This is a genomic window from Serratia ficaria (genome assembly GCF_900187015.1).
GTDB lineage: Bacteria > Pseudomonadota > Gammaproteobacteria > Enterobacterales > Enterobacteriaceae > Serratia > Serratia ficaria.
The window spans coordinates 5,123,377-5,143,055 of the sequence record NZ_LT906479.1 but is presented as its reverse complement, the minus strand read 5'-3'; the positions used below and the strand labels follow the sequence as shown (position 1 = coordinate 5,143,055).

The 19,679-nt window shown below is 60.7% G+C and carries 16 protein-coding genes; 8 read left to right on the top strand and 8 right to left on the bottom strand.

What is annotated here, in order from left to right:
- Positions 1-380 precede the first annotated feature (380 nt).
- Positions 381-929, top strand: coding sequence for a Der GTPase-activating protein YihI (gene yihI, locus CKW09_RS24035; protein WP_073970346.1), 549 nt, complete (start codon positions 381-383; stop codon positions 927-929).
- Between the two features lie 185 nt (positions 930-1,114).
- Positions 1,115-2,488, top strand: a complete 1,374-nt coding sequence (gene hemN / locus CKW09_RS24025; protein WP_095099865.1) for an oxygen-independent coproporphyrinogen III oxidase — start codon at positions 1,115-1,117, stop codon at positions 2,486-2,488.
- A gap of 34 nt (positions 2,489-2,522) precedes the next feature.
- Here hemN and CKW09_RS24640 read toward each other — a convergent pair whose 3' ends face one another.
- From CKW09_RS24640 to glnA, 4 genes are all read right to left on the bottom strand, one after another.
- Entirely contained in the window at positions 2,523-2,645 is a 123-nt protein-coding gene (locus tag CKW09_RS24640; protein WP_145957260.1) for a YshB family small membrane protein, read from the bottom strand.
- Positions 2,646-2,758: 113 nt separating this feature from the next.
- Positions 2,759-4,171: a nitrogen regulation protein NR(I) gene (gene glnG, locus CKW09_RS24020; RefSeq protein ID WP_061799651.1), complete on the bottom strand. Its 1,413-nt coding sequence runs from the start codon at positions 4,169-4,171 to the stop codon at positions 2,759-2,761.
- 8 nt (positions 4,172-4,179) lie between these two features.
- The gene (glnL, locus tag CKW09_RS24015; RefSeq protein WP_061799650.1) at positions 4,180-5,229 is read right to left on the bottom strand and encodes a nitrogen regulation protein NR(II); all 1,050 of its coding nucleotides are present in this window, start codon (positions 5,227-5,229) and stop codon (positions 4,180-4,182) included.
- 186 nt (positions 5,230-5,415) lie between these two features.
- A complete protein-coding gene (glnA, locus tag CKW09_RS24010) occupies positions 5,416-6,825 on the bottom strand; it encodes a glutamate--ammonia ligase (protein WP_061799648.1) in 1,410 nt (469 codons plus the stop codon).
- Positions 6,826-7,196: 371 nt separating this feature from the next.
- On the opposite strand from glnA, the gene typA reads away from it, so the two are divergent.
- From typA to fabY, 5 genes are all read left to right on the top strand, one after another.
- Complete coding sequence (typA, locus tag CKW09_RS24000) at positions 7,197-9,020, top strand: ribosome-dependent GTPase TypA (RefSeq protein WP_061799646.1); 1,824 nt, start codon at positions 7,197-7,199, stop codon at positions 9,018-9,020.
- Positions 9,021-9,190: 170 nt separating this feature from the next.
- Entirely contained in the window at positions 9,191-9,781 is a 591-nt protein-coding gene (gene yihX, locus CKW09_RS23995) for a glucose-1-phosphatase (protein ID WP_061799644.1), read from the top strand.
- Positions 9,782-9,884: 103 nt separating this feature from the next.
- Entirely contained in the window at positions 9,885-10,778 is an 894-nt protein-coding gene (locus tag CKW09_RS23990) for a virulence factor BrkB family protein (RefSeq protein ID WP_061799643.1), read from the top strand.
- Positions 10,775-11,212, top strand: coding sequence for a D-aminoacyl-tRNA deacylase (dtd, locus tag CKW09_RS23985; protein WP_061799642.1), 438 nt, complete (start codon positions 10,775-10,777; stop codon positions 11,210-11,212). The genes CKW09_RS23990 and dtd overlap by 4 nt, the downstream gene beginning before the upstream one ends.
- A 21-nt stretch (positions 11,213-11,233) precedes the next feature.
- The gene (gene fabY / locus CKW09_RS23980) at positions 11,234-12,181 is read left to right on the top strand and encodes a fatty acid biosynthesis protein FabY (protein ID WP_061799640.1); all 948 of its coding nucleotides are present in this window, start codon (positions 11,234-11,236) and stop codon (positions 12,179-12,181) included.
- Between the two features lie 33 nt (positions 12,182-12,214).
- Here fabY and CKW09_RS23975 read toward each other — a convergent pair whose 3' ends face one another.
- Both CKW09_RS23975 and CKW09_RS23970 read right to left on the bottom strand, forming a co-directional pair.
- The gene (locus CKW09_RS23975; RefSeq protein WP_095099862.1) at positions 12,215-13,873 is read right to left on the bottom strand and encodes an AsmA family protein; all 1,659 of its coding nucleotides are present in this window, start codon (positions 13,871-13,873) and stop codon (positions 12,215-12,217) included.
- 130 nt (positions 13,874-14,003) lie between these two features.
- Positions 14,004-15,404 carry a nucleobase:cation symporter-2 family protein gene (locus CKW09_RS23970; protein ID WP_061799637.1) on the bottom strand — a complete coding sequence of 467 codons (1,401 nt, stop codon included), beginning with the start codon at positions 15,402-15,404 and terminating at the stop codon, positions 14,004-14,006.
- A gap of 239 nt (positions 15,405-15,643) precedes the next feature.
- Here CKW09_RS23970 and gltS point away from each other — a divergent pair, with 239 nt between their 5' ends.
- The gene (gene gltS / locus CKW09_RS23965; protein ID WP_061799636.1) at positions 15,644-16,855 is read left to right on the top strand and encodes a sodium/glutamate symporter; all 1,212 of its coding nucleotides are present in this window, start codon (positions 15,644-15,646) and stop codon (positions 16,853-16,855) included.
- Between the two features lie 46 nt (positions 16,856-16,901).
- On the opposite strand, the gene recG is transcribed toward gltS, so the two are convergent.
- Entirely contained in the window at positions 16,902-18,983 is a 2,082-nt protein-coding gene (recG, locus tag CKW09_RS23960; RefSeq protein ID WP_061799635.1) for an ATP-dependent DNA helicase RecG, read from the bottom strand.
- Complete coding sequence (trmH, locus tag CKW09_RS23955) at positions 18,980-19,675, bottom strand: tRNA (guanosine(18)-2'-O)-methyltransferase TrmH (protein WP_061799634.1); 696 nt, start codon at positions 19,673-19,675, stop codon at positions 18,980-18,982. The genes recG and trmH overlap by 4 nt, the downstream gene beginning before the upstream one ends.
- Positions 19,676-19,679 lie beyond the last annotated feature (4 nt).

Sequence of the window (19,679 nt, the reverse complement as noted above, 5' to 3'; positions counted from 1 at the left end):
CGGACGTGCAATGAGTGCCAGGATGAGTACAGAAGGAATTGACCCCTTTCGCACCTGAATGCGCGAAATGGCACAGGGATGGTGAAGTTATTGCAGTGAGGACGCCCGCAGGATGCGCGCTCAGGAAGAGCGGATGCGAACGGATTGCGCCATGGAGGATTTTCCTTTCAGGATGAAGGACGTAGTGGCAGGGAATGCGGTTATAGCAGAGGGAAAAACCGGGATGTTGCGTGTGCGCATGGAGCGCGTAGCAGAAATAACCTTCGCAAGAAGGTGCGAAATAGGCGGCAGGTTTAACCTGCCGCCTTTTTTCTTTGTCTGCTTTCTGCTAGATTCCGCCGCAATTCTATACTGAATCTACATACCTAAGAGCGTAAGCCATGAACCAGCCATCAAAAGCACCTCGCGCGCCTCGCAGCAGCGCGGCGAAGCCGAAAACGAAAAAGAAAAGCCGTGTGGAGCTCGATCAGGAAGCCCGCGAGCGCAAGCGTCTGAAAAAGCGCCGCGGTCATGCTTCCGGCTCCCGCACCCAGGTTGAATCCGACAGCCAGAAAAACAAATCAGCCGCACAGGCCAAAGATCCGCGCATCGGCAGCAAGGTGCCGGTAGCGCTGGTGGTTGATGCCAAGGCGAAAGCCAAGCCGCAGCCGAAACCGAAGGCCGAGGCCAAACCGCGCCTGTCGCCGGAAGAAGAGCTGGCGAAGCTGGAAAATGACGAACGCCTGGATGCATTGCTGGATCGCATCGACGACGGCGAAACGCTGAATGCCGAAGAGCAGGCCTATGTCGATCAGACGCTGGACCGCATCGATGTACTGATGGAGCTGTTGGGCATCGAGCTGGGCGAAGACGAAGACGACGAAGAAGAAGAAAAACAGGAGGACATCCTGAAGCTGCTGAAAGGCGGTAACCCGAAAGACGTATTTTAACGCGTCATGTGGCCGATCCCGACAATAGCCCTACTCTTGATGTGTTATCTGCTGTGGTTATTCGGTAAACTGTGGCGGCTGTCTAAGCGCAAAGCGCGTTTTCGCAGCGCTTCCGCGGCCAGACAGCGTAGACAACTGCCCATTTCCCGGCCCGGTAGAAAAAAATGTCGGAAGGAGTGAGCAGCATGTCAGAGCAGGCAATCGTCTGGGATTTGGCCCTGATCCAAAAATATAACTATTCGGGGCCGCGTTACACCTCGTACCCCACGGCGCTGGAGTTTAACCAGCACTACGACGAAGCGGCGTTTCAACGCGCCGCGGTGCGTTACCCCGATCGTCCGCTGTCGCTGTACGTGCATATCCCGTTTTGCCATAAGCTGTGCTATTTCTGCGGCTGCAACAAGCTGGTGACTCGCCAGACGCACAAGGCTGATGAATATCTGCAGATGCTGGCGCATGAGATAGCCCAGCGCGCGCCGCTGTTTGCCGGCCGCCAGGTGGGGCAGATGCACTGGGGCGGCGGCACGCCGACCTACCTGACCAAAGCGCAAATCAGCCGGCTGGTGGCGTTGTTGCGCCAGCATTTTGACTTTCTGCCCGACGCGGAAATGTCGATTGAAGTGGATCCGCGCGAGATTGAGCTGGACGTGCTCGATCACTTGCGCAGCGAGGGCTTTAATCGTCTGAGCATGGGCGTGCAGGATTTCAACAAACAGGTACAGCAGCTGGTCAACCGCGAGCAGGATGAAGATTTCATTTTTGCCCTGATCGCCCGCGCCAAGGCGCTCGGTTTCCGTTCGACCAATATCGATCTGATCTACGGCCTGCCGAAGCAAACGCCGGAAAGCTTCGCCTTCACGCTGCAACGGGTGGCGGAGCTGGCGCCGGATCGTCTCAGCGTGTTCAATTATGCGCATTTGCCGAGCCTGTTCGCCGCCCAGCGCAAAATCAAGGATGCCGATCTGCCCAGCGCCCGGCAGAAGCTGGATATCCTGCAGCAGAGCATCGCGTTCCTGACCGGCGCCGGCTACCGGTTTATCGGCATGGACCACTTTGCGCGCCCGGACGACGAGCTGGCGATCGCCCAGCGCGAAGGCAAGCTGCACCGCAATTTCCAGGGGTACACCACCCAGGGCGACAGCGATCTGCTGGGGCTGGGCGTTTCCGCCATCAGCATGCTCGGCGACAGCTATGCGCAGAACCAGAAAGAGCTGAAGAGCTACTACGGCAGCGTAGAGGCGCAGGGCCACGCGCTGTGGCGCGGCCTGGCGATGACGGAAGACGATTGTCTGCGGCGCGATGTGATCAAAACGCTGATCTGCAACTTCGGGCTGGATTATCAGGCTGTCGAGCGGCAATACGGCGTCGACTTCGCCGCTTATTTTGCCGAGGATCTGCAACTGCTGGCGCCGTTTGAGCTCGATGGGCTGGTGGAGCGTGATGCAACAGGCATTCGCGTGACGCCGCGCGGCCGATTGCTGATCCGCAACATTTGCATGTGCTTCGATATCTACCTGCGCCAGCAGGCGCGCAATCAACAATTTTCCCGGGTGATTTGACGATGAAAAAACAGCCGCTGATGCGGCTGTTTTTTTAGCTGAAGAAGTTAAGCAGCGCGGCGCACAGCAGCGCGGCAACGGCCGCCTGCGGGGTGTGGCCGGCGGCGGAACCCAGTTCCGCGCCTTGGGAAATGAATGCGATGAATGAATCCAGCATCGTCAGCCTCCAGAGTGTGCGACCCGATCATACTGCGCCCGCACGGGCTGTAAAGCCTGGCGCCGTCGATTTTTTGTGCGCCGGATTGCGTTTTTTATCATCGGCGCCGCCACCTATTCCATTCCCAACTCTTTCAGCTTGCGGGTCAGGGTGTTGCGCCCCCAGCCCAGCAGCCGTGCGGCCTCCTGCTTATGTCCCTGCGTATGACGCAAAGCGGTGGTGAGCAGGGTGCGCTCCATTTCCGGCTGCGCCTCCGACAGCAGGTTTTGATGACCGGAACGCAGCGCGCGATCGGCCCACTGCGCCAACAGCGTGGCCCAGCTGTCCGGCAGGCTGTGCCCGGCGCTTTCCGGCGCGGCGGTTTCAAACAGCTCGCCCGGCAGATCCTGAATCAGCACCTCCTGCCCGGCGGCCATCACGGTCAGCCAGCGGCAGGTGTTCTCCAACTGGCGCACGTTGCCCGGCCAGGGCAGGCGAGTCAGGGCGGTTTCGGTTTCCGGGTGCAGGTTTTTCGCCTCCACGCCCAGCTCTTTGGCCGCAACCTGCAGGAAGTAGCGCGCCAGCCGCGGAATGTCCTCACGCCGCTCGCGCAGCGGCGGCAAGTGCACGCGGATCACGTTCAGGCGGTGGAACAGATCCTCACGGAACTTGCCCTCCTGCACCCGCAGCTCCAGATTCTGGTGGGTGGCGGCGATGATGCGCACGTCGACCTTGACCGGCGCATAGCCGCCGACCCGGTAGAACTGGCCGTCCGCCAGCACGCGCAGCAAGCGCGTCTGCACGTCCAGCGGCATGTCGCCGATCTCGTCGAGAAACAGCGTGCCGCCGTCGGCCTGTTCAAAGCGCCCCTGGCGGATCTGGTTGGCGCCGGTGAACGCGCCTTTTTCGTGGCCGAACAGCTCGGACTCGATCAAATCTTTGGGAATGGCGGCCATATTCAGGGCGATAAACGGCGATTTGGCGCGCGGGCTGTGGCGGTGCAGCGCATGGGCCACCAGCTCTTTGCCGGTGCCGGATTCGCCGTTGATCAGCACGCTGATCGACGACCGCGACAGGCGCCCGATGATGCGGAACACGTCCTGCATCGCCGGGGCTTCGCCGATGATGTCCGCCGCCGGATCGCTGGCAGGCTGGCTGCGCGCCGGCTGCTGCTGTTCCTGATAGTGGCTGATGGCGCGTTCGACCAGCGCCACCGCTTCATCGATATCAAACGGCTTCGGCAGGTAATCGAAGGCGCCTTGCTGATAGGCGCTGACGGCGGCGTCCAGATCCGAATGCGCGGTCATTATGATGACCGGAAGCATCGGGTGACGCTGTTTTATCTGTTTCAGCAGCGCCAAACCGTCCATCCCCGGCATGCGGATATCGGACAGCAATACGTCGGGAGTTTGCGTGGCCAAGGCTTCCAGCACGTCATTGCCGCTGTCGAAGGTGGCGCAGCTGACACCGGCTCCCGTGAGCGCACGTTCAAGCACCCAGCGGATGGAGCTATCGTCATCGACGATCCAGACTATCCCTCGTTGCATAGCAAACCTCACTGACGAATGGGCAGGTAGACCGAAAACTCGGTATGGCCTGGCCAACTGTTGAATTCAATTTTTCCGCAATGCTGATCGATCAGATTGCGGGCGATGGATAACCCCAGGCCGGTGCCGCCTTCACGGCCGCTGACCATCGGGTAGAACAGGGTATCCTGCAGCTGCGCCGGTACGCCGGGGCCGTCATCTTCGATATCGATGCGCGCCGCCAGCCGATAACGGGTGCCGTGCAGGGTGATTTGGAACGCGGTGCGGGTGCGCAGCGTAATGGTGCCGCCGGCTTCGCCCAGCGCCTGCAGCGCATTGCGGGTGATGTTCAGCAGCACCTGCTCGATCTGGTCCGGGTCATGGGCCATTTCCGGCAGGCTCGGATCATAGTCGCGCACCAGGGTGACGTTATCCGGTTTCTCCAGCGACACCAGCTGGCAAACGCGCTCCGCCACCTGGTGAATGCTCTGGGTGATGTGCTGGCCCGGCCGCTGAGGCCCCAGCAGGCGGTCGACCAGGTTGCGCAGGCGATCGGCCTGTTCGATGATCACCTTGGTGTATTCGGTCAGCGCCGGATCGGGCAGCGCCTTGGCCAGCAGCTGCGCCGCGCCGCGCAGGCCGCCCAGCGGGTTTTTGATCTCGTGAGCCAGACCGCGCACCAGATCGCGGGCGGCCACCTGTTGCGCATGCTGCAGCTGTTCCTGGCTCAGGCGGCGTTGGTTGTCCATCGGCGCCAGCTCGACCAGGATATAGCCCTCAGGCAGCGCCTGAGCGGTCAGGGAGAGGATATGCGCGCGTCCGTCGACCACCAGAGTCACTTCGTTGTCGGTGAAGCCCTGGCCGGCGTGGAGGCTCTCACGCATCAAATCGACGTTCAGCGAAAAATAGCCGAGCAAATCGGGCAGCGGCGTACCGAAAAGTTTACGGGAACTTTGCGCCAGCAGCTGTTGTGCCGCCGGGTTGGCGTAATGAACCGCCAGAGAGTCATCCAACAGCAGAATGCTGTTGATGAGAGAATTGAGGATCTGCCCTGCGTCGGGCAGCTTGCCAGTTGCCATACAGCAGACTCCTGCACCTTTTTAGTGCGTCTATCCTACTCCATCCCCGAAGGGCGCGGTACGGAATAGTTTTGCAGAAAATACGGTGGAGAAAAAAACCCATCCGAAGATGGGCTGAAAGTTTCCACGGCAACAAAAAAACGACAACTAAAATTTGGGCGCCGCCCGCAGACGGCGCGGTCTGGCTTAAACGCTGTAGTACAGTTCGAACTCAACCGGGTGTGGCGTCATGCGCACGCGGTCCATTTCTTCTTTGCGCAGTTCGATGTAAGCATCGATCGCATCGTCGGTGAACACGCCGCCGCGGGTCAGGAACTCGCGGTCTTCGTTCAGTGCGGCCATGGCTTCATCCAGCGAGCCCGCCACTTTTGGGATCTCGGCTTCTTCTTCCGGCGGCAGGTCATACAGGTTTTTGTCCATCGCGTCGCCAGGGTGGATCTTGTTGATGATGCCGTCCAGGCCGGCCATCAGCAGTGCGGCGAAGCACAGGTATGGGTTGGCCGCCGGATCCGGGAAGCGGGCTTCGATACGGCGCGCTTTCGGGCTGGCGACCACCGGAATACGGATGGAGGCGGAGCGGTTACGCGCTGAGTAAGCCAGCATCACCGGCGCTTCGTAGCCCGGGACCAGACGCTTGTAGGAGTTGGTGGTCGGGTTGGACAGGGCGTTGATCGCTTTGGCGTGCTTGATGATGCCGCCGATGTAGAACAGGGCGGTTTCAGACAGGCCGCCGTATTTGTCGCCGGCGAACAGGTTGGTGCCGTTCTTGGACAGCGACATGTGGCAGTGCATGCCGGAACCGTTGTCGCCGAACATTGGCTTCGGCATGAAGGTCGCGGTTTTGCCGAAGGCGTGCGCCACGTTGTGCACCACGTATTTGTAGATCTGGATTTCGTCGGCTTTTTTGGTCATGGTATTGAAGCGGGTAGCCACTTCGTTCTGACCTGCGGTGGCCACTTCGTGGTGGTGCGCTTCAACCACCAGACCCATTTCTTCCATGGTCAGACACATGGTGGAACGGATGTCCTGCGAAGAGTCGACCGGAGGAACCGGGAAGTAACCGCCTTTCACCGCCGGGCGGTGGCCTTTGTTGCCGCCGTCGTAGGTGGTGCCGGAGTTCCATGCGCCTTCGATATCGTCGATGGCCACGTGGGAACCGCGGATGCTGCTGCCGAAACGAATGTCATCGAACAGGAAGAATTCTGGCTCCGGCCCGAACAGCACGGTATCCGCGATGCCGGAAGAGCGCAGGAAGTCTTCCGCACGCTTGGAGATGGAGCGCGGGTCGCGGTCGTAGCCCTGCATGGTGCCCGGCTCGAGAATGTCGCAGCGGATGATCAGGGTGGATTCTTCGAAGAACGGATCCAGTACCGCCGTGCTGGCGTCCGGCATCAGCACCATGTCAGATTCGTTGATGCCCTTCCAACCGCCGATCGAGGAGCCGTCAAACATTTTGCCTTCTTCGAAGAAGTCGGCGTTCACCTGATGAGCAGGGATGGTGACGTGTTGTTCCTTACCCTTGGTGTCAGTGAAACGCAGGTCTACGAATTTCACTTCATGCTCATTCAGCATCGTCAAAACGTGTTCAGCGGACATACTTAACTCTCCCGGATTTATCATTGTCGTCGTCGTGGAACGAATCTGTGGAACTGGCTTTTTTTCGCCTTGAAAAGACTAAAGCGAAAACTGTGCCAACTTTTCAAAAGGGCTTTCATCGCCTTTCTGTGCGGGTTTTGCACAAACCCAGTATGCACCATCAGTGATGCAATGCACCACAACAGTGCAAATTGAGTGGGCGGTGGCACCGAAATGGTGCAAAAGTGCGTCGATGGCGACTTTTTGCACCGTGAAAGGGATCACAAACTGACCTGTACGCAGTTGTTTATAAGAGATGGTTGTGATCTTGTTTAGTACCTCGCTTAATACGTGTACAATAGCGCGCTATTTCTAATGCCTGAGGCAAAGCTGTGATCGAAAATTTGCGTAACATCGCCATTATTGCCCACGTTGACCATGGTAAAACCACCCTGGTTGATAAGCTGCTGCAACAATCCGGTACTTTCGGAGAGCGTGTAGAAGCCACCGAACGCGTAATGGACTCCAACGATTTGGAGAAAGAGCGTGGGATTACCATCCTCGCAAAAAACACCGCCATTAATTGGAAAGACTACCGCATCAACATCGTGGATACCCCAGGACACGCCGACTTCGGCGGTGAGGTAGAGCGTGTGATGTCAATGGTCGACTCGGTGCTGCTGGTTGTGGATGCAATGGATGGCCCTATGCCGCAAACCCGCTTCGTGACCAAGAAGGCCTTCGCCAACGGTCTGAAGCCGATCGTGGTAATCAACAAGGTTGACCGTCCTGGCGCGCGTCCTGACTGGGTTGTCGATCAGGTGTTCGACCTGTTCGTTAACCTCGACGCGACCGACGAGCAGCTCGATTTCCCAATCATCTATGCATCCGCACTGATGGGCATCGCCGGCAACGACCACAACGACATGGCGGAAGACATGACCCCGCTGTATCAGGCGATCGTCGACCACGTGTCCGCGCCGCAGGTTGAGCTGGAAGCGCCATTCCAGATGCAGATCTCGCAGCTGGACTACAACAACTACCTGGGCGTGATCGGCATCGGCCGCATCAAGCGCGGTAAAGTGAAGCCAAACCAGCAGGTCACCATCATCGACAGCGAAGGTAAAACTCGCAACGGTAAAGTGGGCAAAGTGCTGGGTCACATGGGTCTGGAGCGTATCGAGTCCTCTCTGGCCGAAGCTGGCGACATCATCGCCATCACCGGTCTGGGCGAGCTGAACATCTCCGACACCATCTGCGACACCAACGCCGTTGAAGCGCTGCCGGCGTTGTCCGTTGATGAACCTACCGTCAGCATGTTCTTCAACGTCAACACCTCGCCGTTCTGCGGTAAAGAAGGCAAATTCGTGACTTCTCGCCAAATCCTTGAGCGTCTGAACAAGGAACTGGTGCACAACGTGGCGCTGCGCGTTGAAGAAACCGAAGATGCCGACGCGTTCCGCGTTTCAGGCCGTGGCGAGCTGCACCTGTCCGTGCTGATCGAAAACATGCGTCGTGAAGGTTTCGAACTGGCGGTATCCCGCCCGAAAGTTATCTTCCGTGAAATCGACGGCCGCAAACAAGAGCCGTTCGAAAACGTGACGCTGGACATCGAAGAGCAGCATCAGGGCTCGGTGATGCAGGCCATGGGTGAGCGTAAAGCCGACCTGAAAAACATGGATCCGGACGGTAAGGGCCGCGTGCGTCTCGACTACGTGATCCCAAGCCGCGGCTTGATCGGCTTCCGTAACGAATTCATGACCATGACTTCCGGTACCGGTCTGCTGTATTCCACCTTCAGCCACTACGACGACGTCCGTCAGGGTGAAGTGGGCCAGCGTCAGAACGGCGTGCTGATCTCCAACGGTCAGGGTAAAGCGGTAGCGTTCGCCCTGTACGGTCTGCAAGATCGCGGCAAGCTGTTCCTCGGCCACGGCGCGGAAGTGTATGAAGGCCAGATCATCGGTATTCACTCACGCTCCAACGACCTGACCGTGAACTGCCTGACCGGCAAGAAACTGACCAACATGCGTGCTTCCGGTACCGACGAAGCGACTACCCTGGTTCCCGCCATCAAAATGACCCTGGAGCAAGCTCTGGAATTCATCGATGACGACGAACTGGTAGAAGTGACGCCAACCTCGATCCGTATCCGCAAGCGTCACCTGACGGAGAACGATCGTAAGCGTGCCAGCCGCGGTCCTAAAGACGCGTAATCGCTGATTTAGTGGTCCATGCTTAGGGCGCAGTTCATCATTGCGCCCTGAGTTTTTTCCTCTGTCATTCCCCGTTTGTGCGGCGCGCTATGCGCTTTTCCGTTCGTTCCCTGTTCAGCCCCTCTTTTTCCCGCTACAGTGAAATCTCACCGGCCCATCAGGAGAGGACTATGCTGTATATCTTTGATTTAGGTAATGTGATCGTCGATATCGATTTCAAACGTGTACTGGGTGTATGGAGCAATTTGAGCGGCACGCCGCTGGCGGTGCTGGCCGATCGTTTCACCATGGGTGAGGTGTTCCAGCAGCACGAGCGCGGTGAAATCAGCGACGAAGACTTTGCCGGCAAGCTGTGTGAGGAGATGGGCATCGCGCTCAGTTTCGAACAGTTCGCCACCGGCTGGCAGGCGGTATTCGTCGCCCTGCGCCCGGAGGTGATCGACATCATGCAACGCCTGCGCGGCGAAGGCCACCGGGTGGTGGTGCTGTCGAACACCAACCGCCTGCACTGCAACTACTGGCCGCAGCACTATCCTGAAGTGGCCGCCGCGGCGGACCATCTGTATCTGTCGCAGGATCTCGGCATGCGCAAGCCGGACGCCGCTATCTATCAGCACGTGCTGAACGCGGAAAACGCCGCTGCGGAGAACGCGGTGTTCTTCGACGATCATCCGGCGAACGTCGCCGCCGCGCAGGCCTTGGGGATCAAGGCGGTGCACGTGACCGATCGCGACGTGGTGCCGGCCTATTTTGCCCAATGAGCGCGACGCGTTAAGCTTAAGGCGTGCATACCCGCTGCAGCGCCCTTGTTTCACCTATTCGCCCGCAGGCTGCAACGGGTAAAACTGACATCAAGGAGCGAGCATGTCGTTTTTCCGCCGCAAGAAGCTGCCTTCTGCGATTAAACCCGGCGTCACCTTCGGCCGGCTGTTGATCCAGCGCGTCGACAGCGACGGCCTGACCATGCTGGCGGGCCATCTCGCCTATGTATCGCTGCTGTCGCTGGTGCCCCTGGTCACCGTGGTGTTCGCGCTGTTTGCCGCGTTCCCGATGTTTTCCGACATCAGCGTGCAGCTGAAAAGCTTCATTTTTTCCAATTTCATGCCGGCCGCCGGCAACGTGATCCAAAGTTATCTGGAACAGTTTGTCGCCAATTCCAACAAGATGACCGCCGTCGGCACCTGCGGGCTGATCGTCACCGCGCTGCTGCTGATCTCTTCGGTAGACAGCGTGCTGAACACCATCTGGCGCAGCAAGAACAAGCGGCCGATCGTCTTCTCCTTCGCGGTGTACTGGATGGTGCTGACCCTGGGGCCGCTGCTGGTGGGCGCCAGCATGGCCATCAGCTCCTACCTGCTGTCGCTTAACTGGCTGGCGCAAACCGGCGTTAACAGCCTGGTGGATCAGGTGCTGCGCATTTTTCCGCTGATCCTGTCGTGGATCTCGTTCTGGCTGTTGTACTGCATCGTGCCGACGGTGCGGGTGCCGCCGAAAGACGCGCTGATCGGCGCGCTGGTGGCCGGGCTGTTATTCGAACTGGGCAAGAAAGGGTTTGCGCTGTACGTCACCATGTTCCCGTCCTATCAGCTGATTTACGGCGTGCTGGCGGTGATCCCCATTTTATTCCTGTGGGTCTACTGGAGCTGGTGTATCGTGTTGCTTGGCGCGGAAATCACCGTCACTATCGGCGAATACCGCGACTACCGCCGCCAGAAGGCGAAACAACAGGAACAGCATCAGGAAGGGCAGGAGTTATGATTGCGTTAATTCAGCGGGTGTTGAACGCCAGCGTTACGGTCAAGGGAGAGACGGTAGGCAAGATTGGCCCCGGTTTGTTAGTGTTATTGGGCGTGGAACAGGACGATAACGAGCAAAAGGCCGAGCGCCTGTGTGAGCGCGTATTGGGTTACCGCATCTTCGGCGATGAGCACGACAAGATGAATCTCAACGTCCAGCAGGCGGGAGGCAGCGTGCTGGTGGTATCGCAGTTCACCCTGGCGGCGGACACCCGCAAGGGCATGAGGCCCGGTTTCTCGCGCGGCGCGGAGCCTTCGGCCGCCGATCGGCTGTATCAATATTTTGTTGGCCAGTGCCGCGAGCGCGGCGTAGCGACCCAAACCGGCGAGTTCGCCGCCGACATGCAGGTGGCGTTGGTGAACGATGGGCCGGTGACATTCTGGCTACAGGTTTAAGCATTCGGAGATAAGGCGTCTATGTATCACCTACGAGTACCCGTAACAGAGCAAGAACTGAAGGATTATTACCAGTTTCGCTGGGAAATGCTGCGCAAGCCGCTGCACCAGCCGGTGGGTTCGGAAAAGGATGCCTATGACGCCATGGCGCATCACCAAATGGTGGTGGACGAGGGCGGAAAAATTGTCGCCATTGGGCGGCTGTATATCAATGCCGACAACGAGGCGGCGATCCGCTTCCTGGCTGTCGACCCTACGGTGCAGGACAAAGGGCTGGGCACGCTGGTGGCGATGACCCTGGAATCCGTGGCGCGGCAGGAAGGCGTTAAACGCGTGGTGTGTAGCGCTCGCGAGGACGCGGTGGATTTCTTCGGCAAGTTGGGCTTCGTCAATCAGGGCGAGATCACGGCGCCGCAGACCACCCCCATTCGGCACTTTCTGATGATAAAGCCGGTGGCGACGCTGGACGATATTCTGCACCGCCCCGACTGGTGCGGCCAGCTGCAGCAGGCCTGGTACGATCATATCCCGCTGAGCGAAAAGATGGGCGTGCGCATCAGCCAATACACCGGGCAGCGCTTCGTCACCACCATGCCGGAAACCGGCAATCAAAACCCGCACCATACGCTGTTCGCCGGCAGCCTGTTCTCGCTGGCTACCTTGACCGCCTGGGGATTGATCTGGCTGCTGCTGCGCGAGCGCCATCTGGGCGGCACCATCATCCTGGCCGACGCGCATATTCGTTACAGCAAACCGATCACCGGCCGGCCGCGAGCGGTGGCGGATCTCGGCTCACTGAGCGGCGATCTGGCGCGTCTGGCGCGCGGCCGCCGCGCGCGCGTGCAGGCTGAGGTGCATTTGTTCGGCGATGACGATAAAGGCGCGGTATTTGAAGGCACCTACATGGTGCTGCCGGCCGAGCCGGAGGTTCCTCTGGATCAGGGCGGCTGTGAGCCGCTAGAGCATTGATTGCCCGGCCCCCGCTGCGGGGGCCGTTTGGCGTCAAGGCAGCTGCTGGCTGACCGACTGCTCGCCGGCGGTGGCCTGCAGCGTGCCCTTCAGCGAGTCTTTGAACGGCCCGTCGCTGTTCAGCAACCCTTTCAACTGCAGCTGCAGATTGCCGTCGCCGGTCAGCGGCACCGGCTGCCACCCCCACTGCTGCAACGTATTCACCGGCACCGAGCGGCCATTCAGCGACAGCTGGAAGGGTTTGCCCGGCAGCTGTTCGACTCTGGCCCTGGCCTCCAGCAAACCCTGCGGCATAAAGGCGCTGAGCTCGGTGACGTCGATTTGCCCCGCGTCGGCGGTCAGCGCCAGCGAAGGGCGGCGCACGTCGATCTTGTTGAAGGTGGCTTCGCTGCCGTTCAGGTTCAACGCGCCGGACCAGATGCCCCATTGATGTTCGCGCGCCAGCAGCAGATTGCTGCCGTAGCCGTCCAGCGCGGTGATCTGGAACGGGAAATCCGGGTTGATATCGATGATCAGATTGCGGTTGGTGGTCAGCCTGGTGACGTAAACCTCCGCCAGCCAGTCCGGCAACGGTTTCAGCCAGAGTTGGCGCCAGTTGAGCGGCAAGGTGTATTCCAGCGCCGCCATGGCCACTTCGTCCAACTGCAGGCGTTTGGTCGCGCGCAGCCAGCTGCCGGAGGTGCGCAGCAGGCCGCCTTCCCAGCGAGTGGTGAACTGTTGGATGGCGATGCCGGCGGGCGACAGCCGCATCGTCATGATCGGGTCGATCAGGTGGAAGCCGCCGTTGATCATGTCGCTGGCGTTGAAGTTCAGCGAACCGTCCCGGCTGCTCCAGTCGCCCTGCTTGACGCTGACGTTTTGCAGCGACAGGTCGAGATCGTTGAACGCCCATTCCTTGCCTTCCAGCCGCGCGTCGATCAGATCAACGCGTTTGAGGGTCACCGGCGGCAGCTGGCTGAAGCGCCGCATGAACTGTTCCAGCGTCAATGGCGTTTGCATGCGCACGCCGCTCAGCCGCAGGCGTTCCACCTGCCAGCTGCCGTCGGCGGCGCGGCTGGCCACCCCGGTCAGATCGCCCTGCGACAGATCGGCGCCGAAGTTGCTCAGCAACAGCCGGTTCTGTTTCAGCTCACCCTGTACCAGCACCTGCGAGGCGGGAATGCCGTTCAACGTCATCGAGCCGGCGCTGAACTGGAATTGATTGTTTTCCCCCAGCGGGTGACCGGACTTGGGCTGCCAGGGCGTGATGCCGGCGTTAACCTTCTGCGCGTTGAGCCGCCAGTCTGCATCGCCGGACTGCAGCGCCATGTTGCTCAGCTGCAGCACCTCGGCATGCAGCGGCAGCGCCGCCGCCTGCGGCTGGATATTGAGCGTGCCGTCGCGCAGCGTGACGCTGTGGAAATAGCGCGGCTCGGTGAGCTGGCGCAGGCTGAGGCCCAGATCGACCTTTTTGGCCACCAACGCCTGCGGCTGATGGTTTCTCGCCAGCTGGACGTCCTCCAGGCTGATTTGGCCCGGCTGGCTCCACGAGTGCGAGATTTTCCCTACCGACAGGCGGTATTCGCCGTTGTCGCTGACCCAATCGCTCAACCGGCTCGCCGCCCAGCGGGTTTGCCCCACCACGTACAGCAGCACGATGGCCAGCACGGCGATCAGCAGCAACGTCAGCAACAGTTTTCCGATAAATTTCATCGTCTACATCCGCATCGGTCAAAAAAGATACCCTGTTTATGCCGTAATTGGCCGGGCATCTCAAGTGCAATGGTCTGATAGACAATAAAAAACGGCCGCGGGCGGCCGTTTGGCGAGGAAGGGGGGCGAATTATTGCTGTTCGTGCTCGTGCGGGAACACCAGGTTCAGCACGATGGCGGTAATGCCGCCGGCGGCGATGCCGGAAGACAGCAGGGTTTTCAGCCAGTCCGGCGCGAACTGCAGGATCAGCGGCTGCTGGGACACGCCCATGCCGACGGCCAGCGACAGCGCCATGATCATGATGGCGCGGCGGTTCAGGCGTTCGCGCGACACGATGCGCACCCCGGAGGCGGCGATGGTGCCGAACATCACGATGGTGGCGCCGCCGAGCACCGGCTCGGGAATGTGCTGGACGAAACCGGCCACCGCCGGGAACAGCCCCAGCGCGATCAGCATCAGCGCCACCACGAAGCCGACGTAGCGGCTGGCGACGCCGGTCAGCTGGATCACCCCGTTGTTCTGGCCGAAGCAGGAGTTGGGGAAGGTGTTGAACACCGCCGACAGCATCGAGTTCAGGCCGTTGGCCAGCACGCCGCCTTTCAGGCGCTTCATGTACAGCGGGCCGCTGACCGGCTGCTCGGAGACGTCGGAGGTGGCGGTGATGTCGCCGATGGTTTCCAGCGAGGTGACCATAAAGATCAGCATCAGCGGCAGCAGCAGGTTCCAGTCAAAGCCCAGGCCGTAGTACAGCGGCGTCGGGATGGTGATCGCCGCCGTTTGCGGCGCCGGCTGGCCGGCCGGCAGCATGTCCATCGCCCAGGCCAGCAGGTAGCCGACCGCCATGGCGATCACCAGCGAGGCGACGCGCAGGTAAGGGTTGCGCTGGCGGTTCAGCAGGATAATCACCGCCAGCACCGCGCCGGCCAGCAGCAGGTTTTTCGGTGCGCCGAAGCTGTGATCGCTCATCGCGGCATAGCCGCCGCCGATCGACGTCAGCCCAACCTGAATCAGCGACAGGCCGATAATCATCACCACGATGCCGGAGACCAGCGGGGTGATGATGCGGCGCGCCAGGTGCAGCACCCGCGACAGCAGGATTTCGGTGCAGGAGGCGACCATCAGGGTGCCAAACAGCGCGGCCATCATGGTCGGTACGTCGGCGCCGCCGTTCTTCAGCGCCAGGCCGCCCATGATCAGCGGTGAAACGAAGTTGAAGCTGGTGCCCTGAATCGACAGCAGCCCGGAGCCGACCGGCCCCCAGGTTTTGATTTGCAGAATGGAAGCCAGACCGGAAGCGAACAACGACATGCTGATGATGTGCTGGGTATCCTGCGCCGGCAGGCCAAGCGCCTGACAGATCAGCAGGGCCGGGGTGATCACCGCCACGAACATCGCCAACAGATGCTGGCCGGCGGCAAACAGCGTTTGCGGCAGCGGCGGGCGATCTTCCAGGCGATAAATCAGTTCACTGGCGCGGGGCGTGGCGGCGGCTTTTTGCACGGCATCAAGCTCGGAGGATGACATGGTCATGGTGTGGCGTTTCCAGAAACGGCAAAGAGGGCATTTTAATCATCCGCCCCGCAAAAGCAAACGGTTGCGCCAAAATATTCTGTTACTTCCTTTCGCATTTATGTCGCATTTTCATTCATTTTTTCTTGTCTTCTCAGCGTTTTTTCCTTCTAATCCCGCATTCATCAAGTTTAAAAACTAAGTGGTTTTCTATAACTTATTATTTCTATTGGATCTTTCCCCTTACATGGAGTACCTGGATGTTTCATCTTGATACTTATGGCACGTTAGTCGCGGCAACGCTGGTTCTGCTCCTCGGGGGCAAGTGCGTCAAAAGCATTCCGTTGCTGAGAAAATACACTATTCCCGCCCCCGTCGCCGGCGGTCTGCTGGTGGCCCTCCTGCTGTTAGCCATGAAAAAGTTCGCCAACTGGGAAATCAGCTTCGATATGTCGCTGAAAGACCCGTTGATGCTGGCCTTCTTCGCCACTATCGGTTTGAACGCCAACCTGGCGCGTTTGCGCGCCGGCGGCAAGGCGCTGATGGTGTTCCTGTTCGTGGTGCTGGGATTGCTGCTGGTGCAGAACGCCATCGGTATCGGCATGGCGAAAATGCTGGGTCTGGACCCGTTGATGGGCCTGATCGCCGGTTCGATCACCCTGTCCGGCGGCCACGGCACCGGCGCGGCCTGGAGCAAGCTGTTCATTGAACGCTACGGTTTTGAAAACGCGACGGAAGTCGCCATGGCCTGCGCCACCTTCGGCCTGGTGCTGGGCGGCCTGATCGGCGGGCCGGTGGCGCGTTATCTGGTGAAGCACTCCTCCACGCCGGAAGGTACGCCGGAGGACAGCGTTCAGCCGAGCGGCTTTGAAAAACCGGAAAGCGGCCGCCTGATCACCTCGTTGGTGATGATTGAAACCATCGCCATGATCGCCATCTGCCTGAGCCTGGGGCAGCTGATTTCTGGCCTGCTGAACGGCACGGTGTTCGAACTGCCGAACTTCGTCTGCGTACTGTTTGTCGGGGTGATCCTCAGCAATACGCTGGCCTTCACCGGCTTTTATACCGTATTTGAGCGAGCGGTATCGGTACTGGGCAACGTCAGTCTGTCGCTGTTTCTGGCGATGGCGCTGATGAGCCTGCGCCTGTGGGAGCTGGCCTCGCTGGCGCTGCCGATGCTGGCTATCCTGGCGGTGCAGACGCTGGTGATGGCGCTGTATGCGATTTTCGTCACCTACCGGGTGATGGGCAAGAACTACGACGCGGCGGTACTGGCCGCCGGCCACTGCGGCTTCGGCATGGGCGCGACGCCGACGGCGATCGCCAACATGCAGGCGATCACCGATCGTTTCGGCCCGTCGCATCTGGCGTTCCTGGTGGTGCCGATGGTCGGGGCGTTCTTTATCGATATCGCCAACGCCATCGTCATCAAGCTGTATCTGCTGCTGCCGGTCTTCCCGACGGTGGGATGATGCGCAGGCTGGATTAATGGAAAAAGGGCGCCGCGGGCGCCCTTTTTTATGCGTTGGAGTAGCGTGCCTTTTCCGGCAGCCAGCGCTCAATCAGCGCGCGGGCGTGCTCCGGGTACTGCTGGTGGATATGCCGGGCCACGCGCTGCACTTCCGGGATCATCGCCTGGTCGCGCAGCAGGTCCGCCACCTTGAATTCGGCGCTGCCGGTCTGGCGGGTGCCCAACAGCTCGCCCGGGCCGCGGATCTCCAGATCGCGCTGGGCAATCACAAAGCCGTCGTTGCTGTCGCGCAACACCTGCAGGCGTTTTTGCGCGGTTTTGCTCAGCGGCGTTTTATACAGCAGCACGCAGTGTGAAGCCACGGCGCCGCGGCCCACGCGGCCGCGCAGCTGGTGCAGCTGCGCCAGCCCCAGCCGCTCGGGGTTCTCGATAATCATCAGGCTGGCGTTAGGCACGTCGACGCCCACCTCGATCACCGTGGTGGCGACCAGCAGCTGCAGCTCGCCCTGTTTGAAGGCCTGCATCACCGCCTGCTTTTCCTGTGCCTTCATGCGGCCATGCACCAGCGCCACCTTCAGTTCAGGCAGCGCGGCTTTCAATTCTTCCCAGGTGGCTTCCGCCGCCTGCGCTTCCAGCAGCTCGGACTCTTCGATCAGCGTGCAAACCCAGTAGGCCTGGCGGCCTTCTTCCATGCAGGCGCTTTTCACCCGCTGGATAATGTCGGCGCGGCGGGTGTCGGGGATGGCGACGGTGGTGACCGGCGTTCTGCCTGGCGGCAGTTCGTCGATGACCGAAGTATCGAGATCGGCGTAAGCGGTCATCGCCAGCGTGCGCGGGATCGGCGTGGCGGTCATGATCAGCTGATGGGCGTGGAAGCCTTGCTCTTCGCCTTTTTCCCACAGCGCCAGCCGCTGATGCACGCCAAAGCGGTGCTGTTCGTCGATGATCACCAGCGCTAGGCCGTTGAACTGCACCTGTTCCTGGAAGATGGCGTGGGTGCCGACCACCATCGACACCTGGCCGCTGGCGATGGCTTCCTGCTGCGCAATGCGCGCTTTGCCCTTCTGTTTGCCGGCCAGCCAGCCGACCTCCAGGCCCAGCGGCTCGAACCACTGGCGGAAGTTGTTGGCGTGCTGCTCGGCCAGCAGTTCGGTCGGCGCCATCAGCGCCACCTGTTTGCCGTGGGCGATGGCGCGCAGCGCCGCCAACGCCGCCACCAGCGTTTTGCCGGAGCCGACGTCGCCCTGCACCAGCCGCATCATCGGGAAGCCTTTTTGCATATCGGCTTCGATATCGGCCACCACCCGCGCCTGTGCGCCGGTCGGCGAGAATGGCAGCTGGGCGAGGAATTGATTTTTTAACCGGTCGTCCGGCAGCAGCGGCAGCGCCCGGTAGCTTTGCGCGCCGGCGCGCACCGCCAGCATGCTGAGGTTATGCGCCAGCAGCTCTTCGAGGATCAGGCGTTTTTGCGCCGGATGCGCGCCCTGTTCCAGATCCGCCAGCTGAATATCCGGCGGCGGGCGGTGCAGGGTGTGCAGCGCCTGCGGAAGGCTCATCAGGCCGCCGCTCAGTTCCGGCGGCAGCAGCTCGGCGATGGCGCAGGTGTCCAACAGCTCCAGCGCCTGATCGGTCAGCTTGCGCAGCGTGGCCTGCCTGATGCCTTCGGTGGTGGGGTAGACCGGCGTCAGCGATTCCTGCAGCTCGACCTCGCTGCTTTCGCCCTGAATGCGGTATTCCGGGTGAATGATCTCCGCGCCGTGGTTGCCGCGCTTGATCTCGCCGTAGGCGGTCACGCGGCGGCCGGCGGCCAGGCTGTTCTTCATCGCCGCGTTGAAGTTGAAGAAGCGCATGGTGAGGATGCCGGTGCCATCGCTGATCTGGCAGGTCAGCATGCGCCGGCGGCCGAAGCTGATGTCGCTGCGCAGCACTTCACCTTCCACCGTGGCGAAAATGCCGGGCAGCAGGTCGTTTATCGGATAGAGTCGGGTGCGGTCTTCGTAGCGCAGCGGCAGGTGCAGCAGCAGATCCTGGAGGGTTTCCAGGCCGATTTTGGCCAATTTGCCCGCCTGGCTGGCGCCCACCCCGGAAAGCGCGGTGAGTGGGACAGCATCCAGCAGGCGGCCTTTCATTTGCGTACCGTCGCCTGCATGGTCGCCCACCATTCGGCGTCGGCGACCACCTGGCCCTGTTCGTCGATGTGCGGACGCGGCAGCCCTTTGCGCTTGGCCACGTTGGCCAATACCGGATAGCCGCCTTCAAACAGCAGGCGCTGCTGCTCTTCTTCGTCCAGCATGCTGCGCTCGCGGCGATACAGGCCGGCGTTTTGCCGCTGGCGCTGCGCTTCGTACAGGATCAGGGCGGACGCCACCGAGACGTTAAGCGACTGCACCATGCCGATCATCGGAATAACGATGTCCTGATCGGCCAGCGCCAGCGCTTCTTCGGTGATGCCGGTTTTCTCTTGGCCCAGCAGCACGCAGGTGGGGCGGGTGTAATCCACCTCGCGGAAATCGACCGCGCGGGCGGACAGGTTGGTCGCCAGAATTTGCATGCCCTGGGCTTTCAGGTGGCCTACTGCGTCGGAGATGGTGCGGTGGGTTTTGACATTGACCCAGCTGTTGCTGCCGGCGGCGGAGGAAACCAGGGTGCGCATGCGGGTGGTGGGCCACACGGCATGCACCTGATGCACGCCGACGGCGTCGGCGGTGCGGATAATGGCGGAGACGTTATGCGGCTTGTGCACCTGCTCCAGGCAGACCGTCAGATCCGGCTGCCGGGTAGCGAGCATTTCACAAATCCGCGCATAGCGTTCAGGACTCATAAGC

Coding starts and splice junctions, on each gene's coding strand:
- glnG (WP_061799651.1), bottom strand. CDS start 4,171: ATGCAACGAGGGATAGTCTGGATCGTCGATGACGATAGCTCCATCCGC.
- yihI (WP_073970346.1), top strand. CDS start 381: ATGAACCAGCCATCAAAAGCACCTCGCGCGCCTCGCAGCAGCGCGGCG.
- hemN (WP_095099865.1), top strand. CDS start 1,115: ATGTCAGAGCAGGCAATCGTCTGGGATTTGGCCCTGATCCAAAAATAT.
- glnL (WP_061799650.1), bottom strand. CDS start 5,229: ATGGCAACTGGCAAGCTGCCCGACGCAGGGCAGATCCTCAATTCTCTC.
- CKW09_RS23970 (WP_061799637.1), bottom strand. CDS start 15,404: ATGACCATGTCATCCTCCGAGCTTGATGCCGTGCAAAAAGCCGCCGCC.
- fabY (WP_061799640.1), top strand. CDS start 11,234: ATGTATCACCTACGAGTACCCGTAACAGAGCAAGAACTGAAGGATTAT.
- yihX (WP_061799644.1), top strand. CDS start 9,191: ATGCTGTATATCTTTGATTTAGGTAATGTGATCGTCGATATCGATTTC.
- gltS (WP_061799636.1), top strand. CDS start 15,644: ATGTTTCATCTTGATACTTATGGCACGTTAGTCGCGGCAACGCTGGTT.
- recG (WP_061799635.1), bottom strand. CDS start 18,983: ATGAAAGGCCGCCTGCTGGATGCTGTCCCACTCACCGCGCTTTCCGGG.
- CKW09_RS24640 (WP_145957260.1), bottom strand. CDS start 2,645: ATGCTGGATTCATTCATCGCATTCATTTCCCAAGGCGCGGAACTGGGT.
- trmH (WP_061799634.1), bottom strand. CDS start 19,675: ATGAGTCCTGAACGCTATGCGCGGATTTGTGAAATGCTCGCTACCCGG.
- CKW09_RS23990 (WP_061799643.1), top strand. CDS start 9,885: ATGTCGTTTTTCCGCCGCAAGAAGCTGCCTTCTGCGATTAAACCCGGC.
- dtd (WP_061799642.1), top strand. CDS start 10,775: ATGATTGCGTTAATTCAGCGGGTGTTGAACGCCAGCGTTACGGTCAAG.
- glnA (WP_061799648.1), bottom strand. CDS start 6,825: ATGTCCGCTGAACACGTTTTGACGATGCTGAATGAGCATGAAGTGAAA.
- CKW09_RS23975 (WP_095099862.1), bottom strand. CDS start 13,873: ATGAAATTTATCGGAAAACTGTTGCTGACGTTGCTGCTGATCGCCGTG.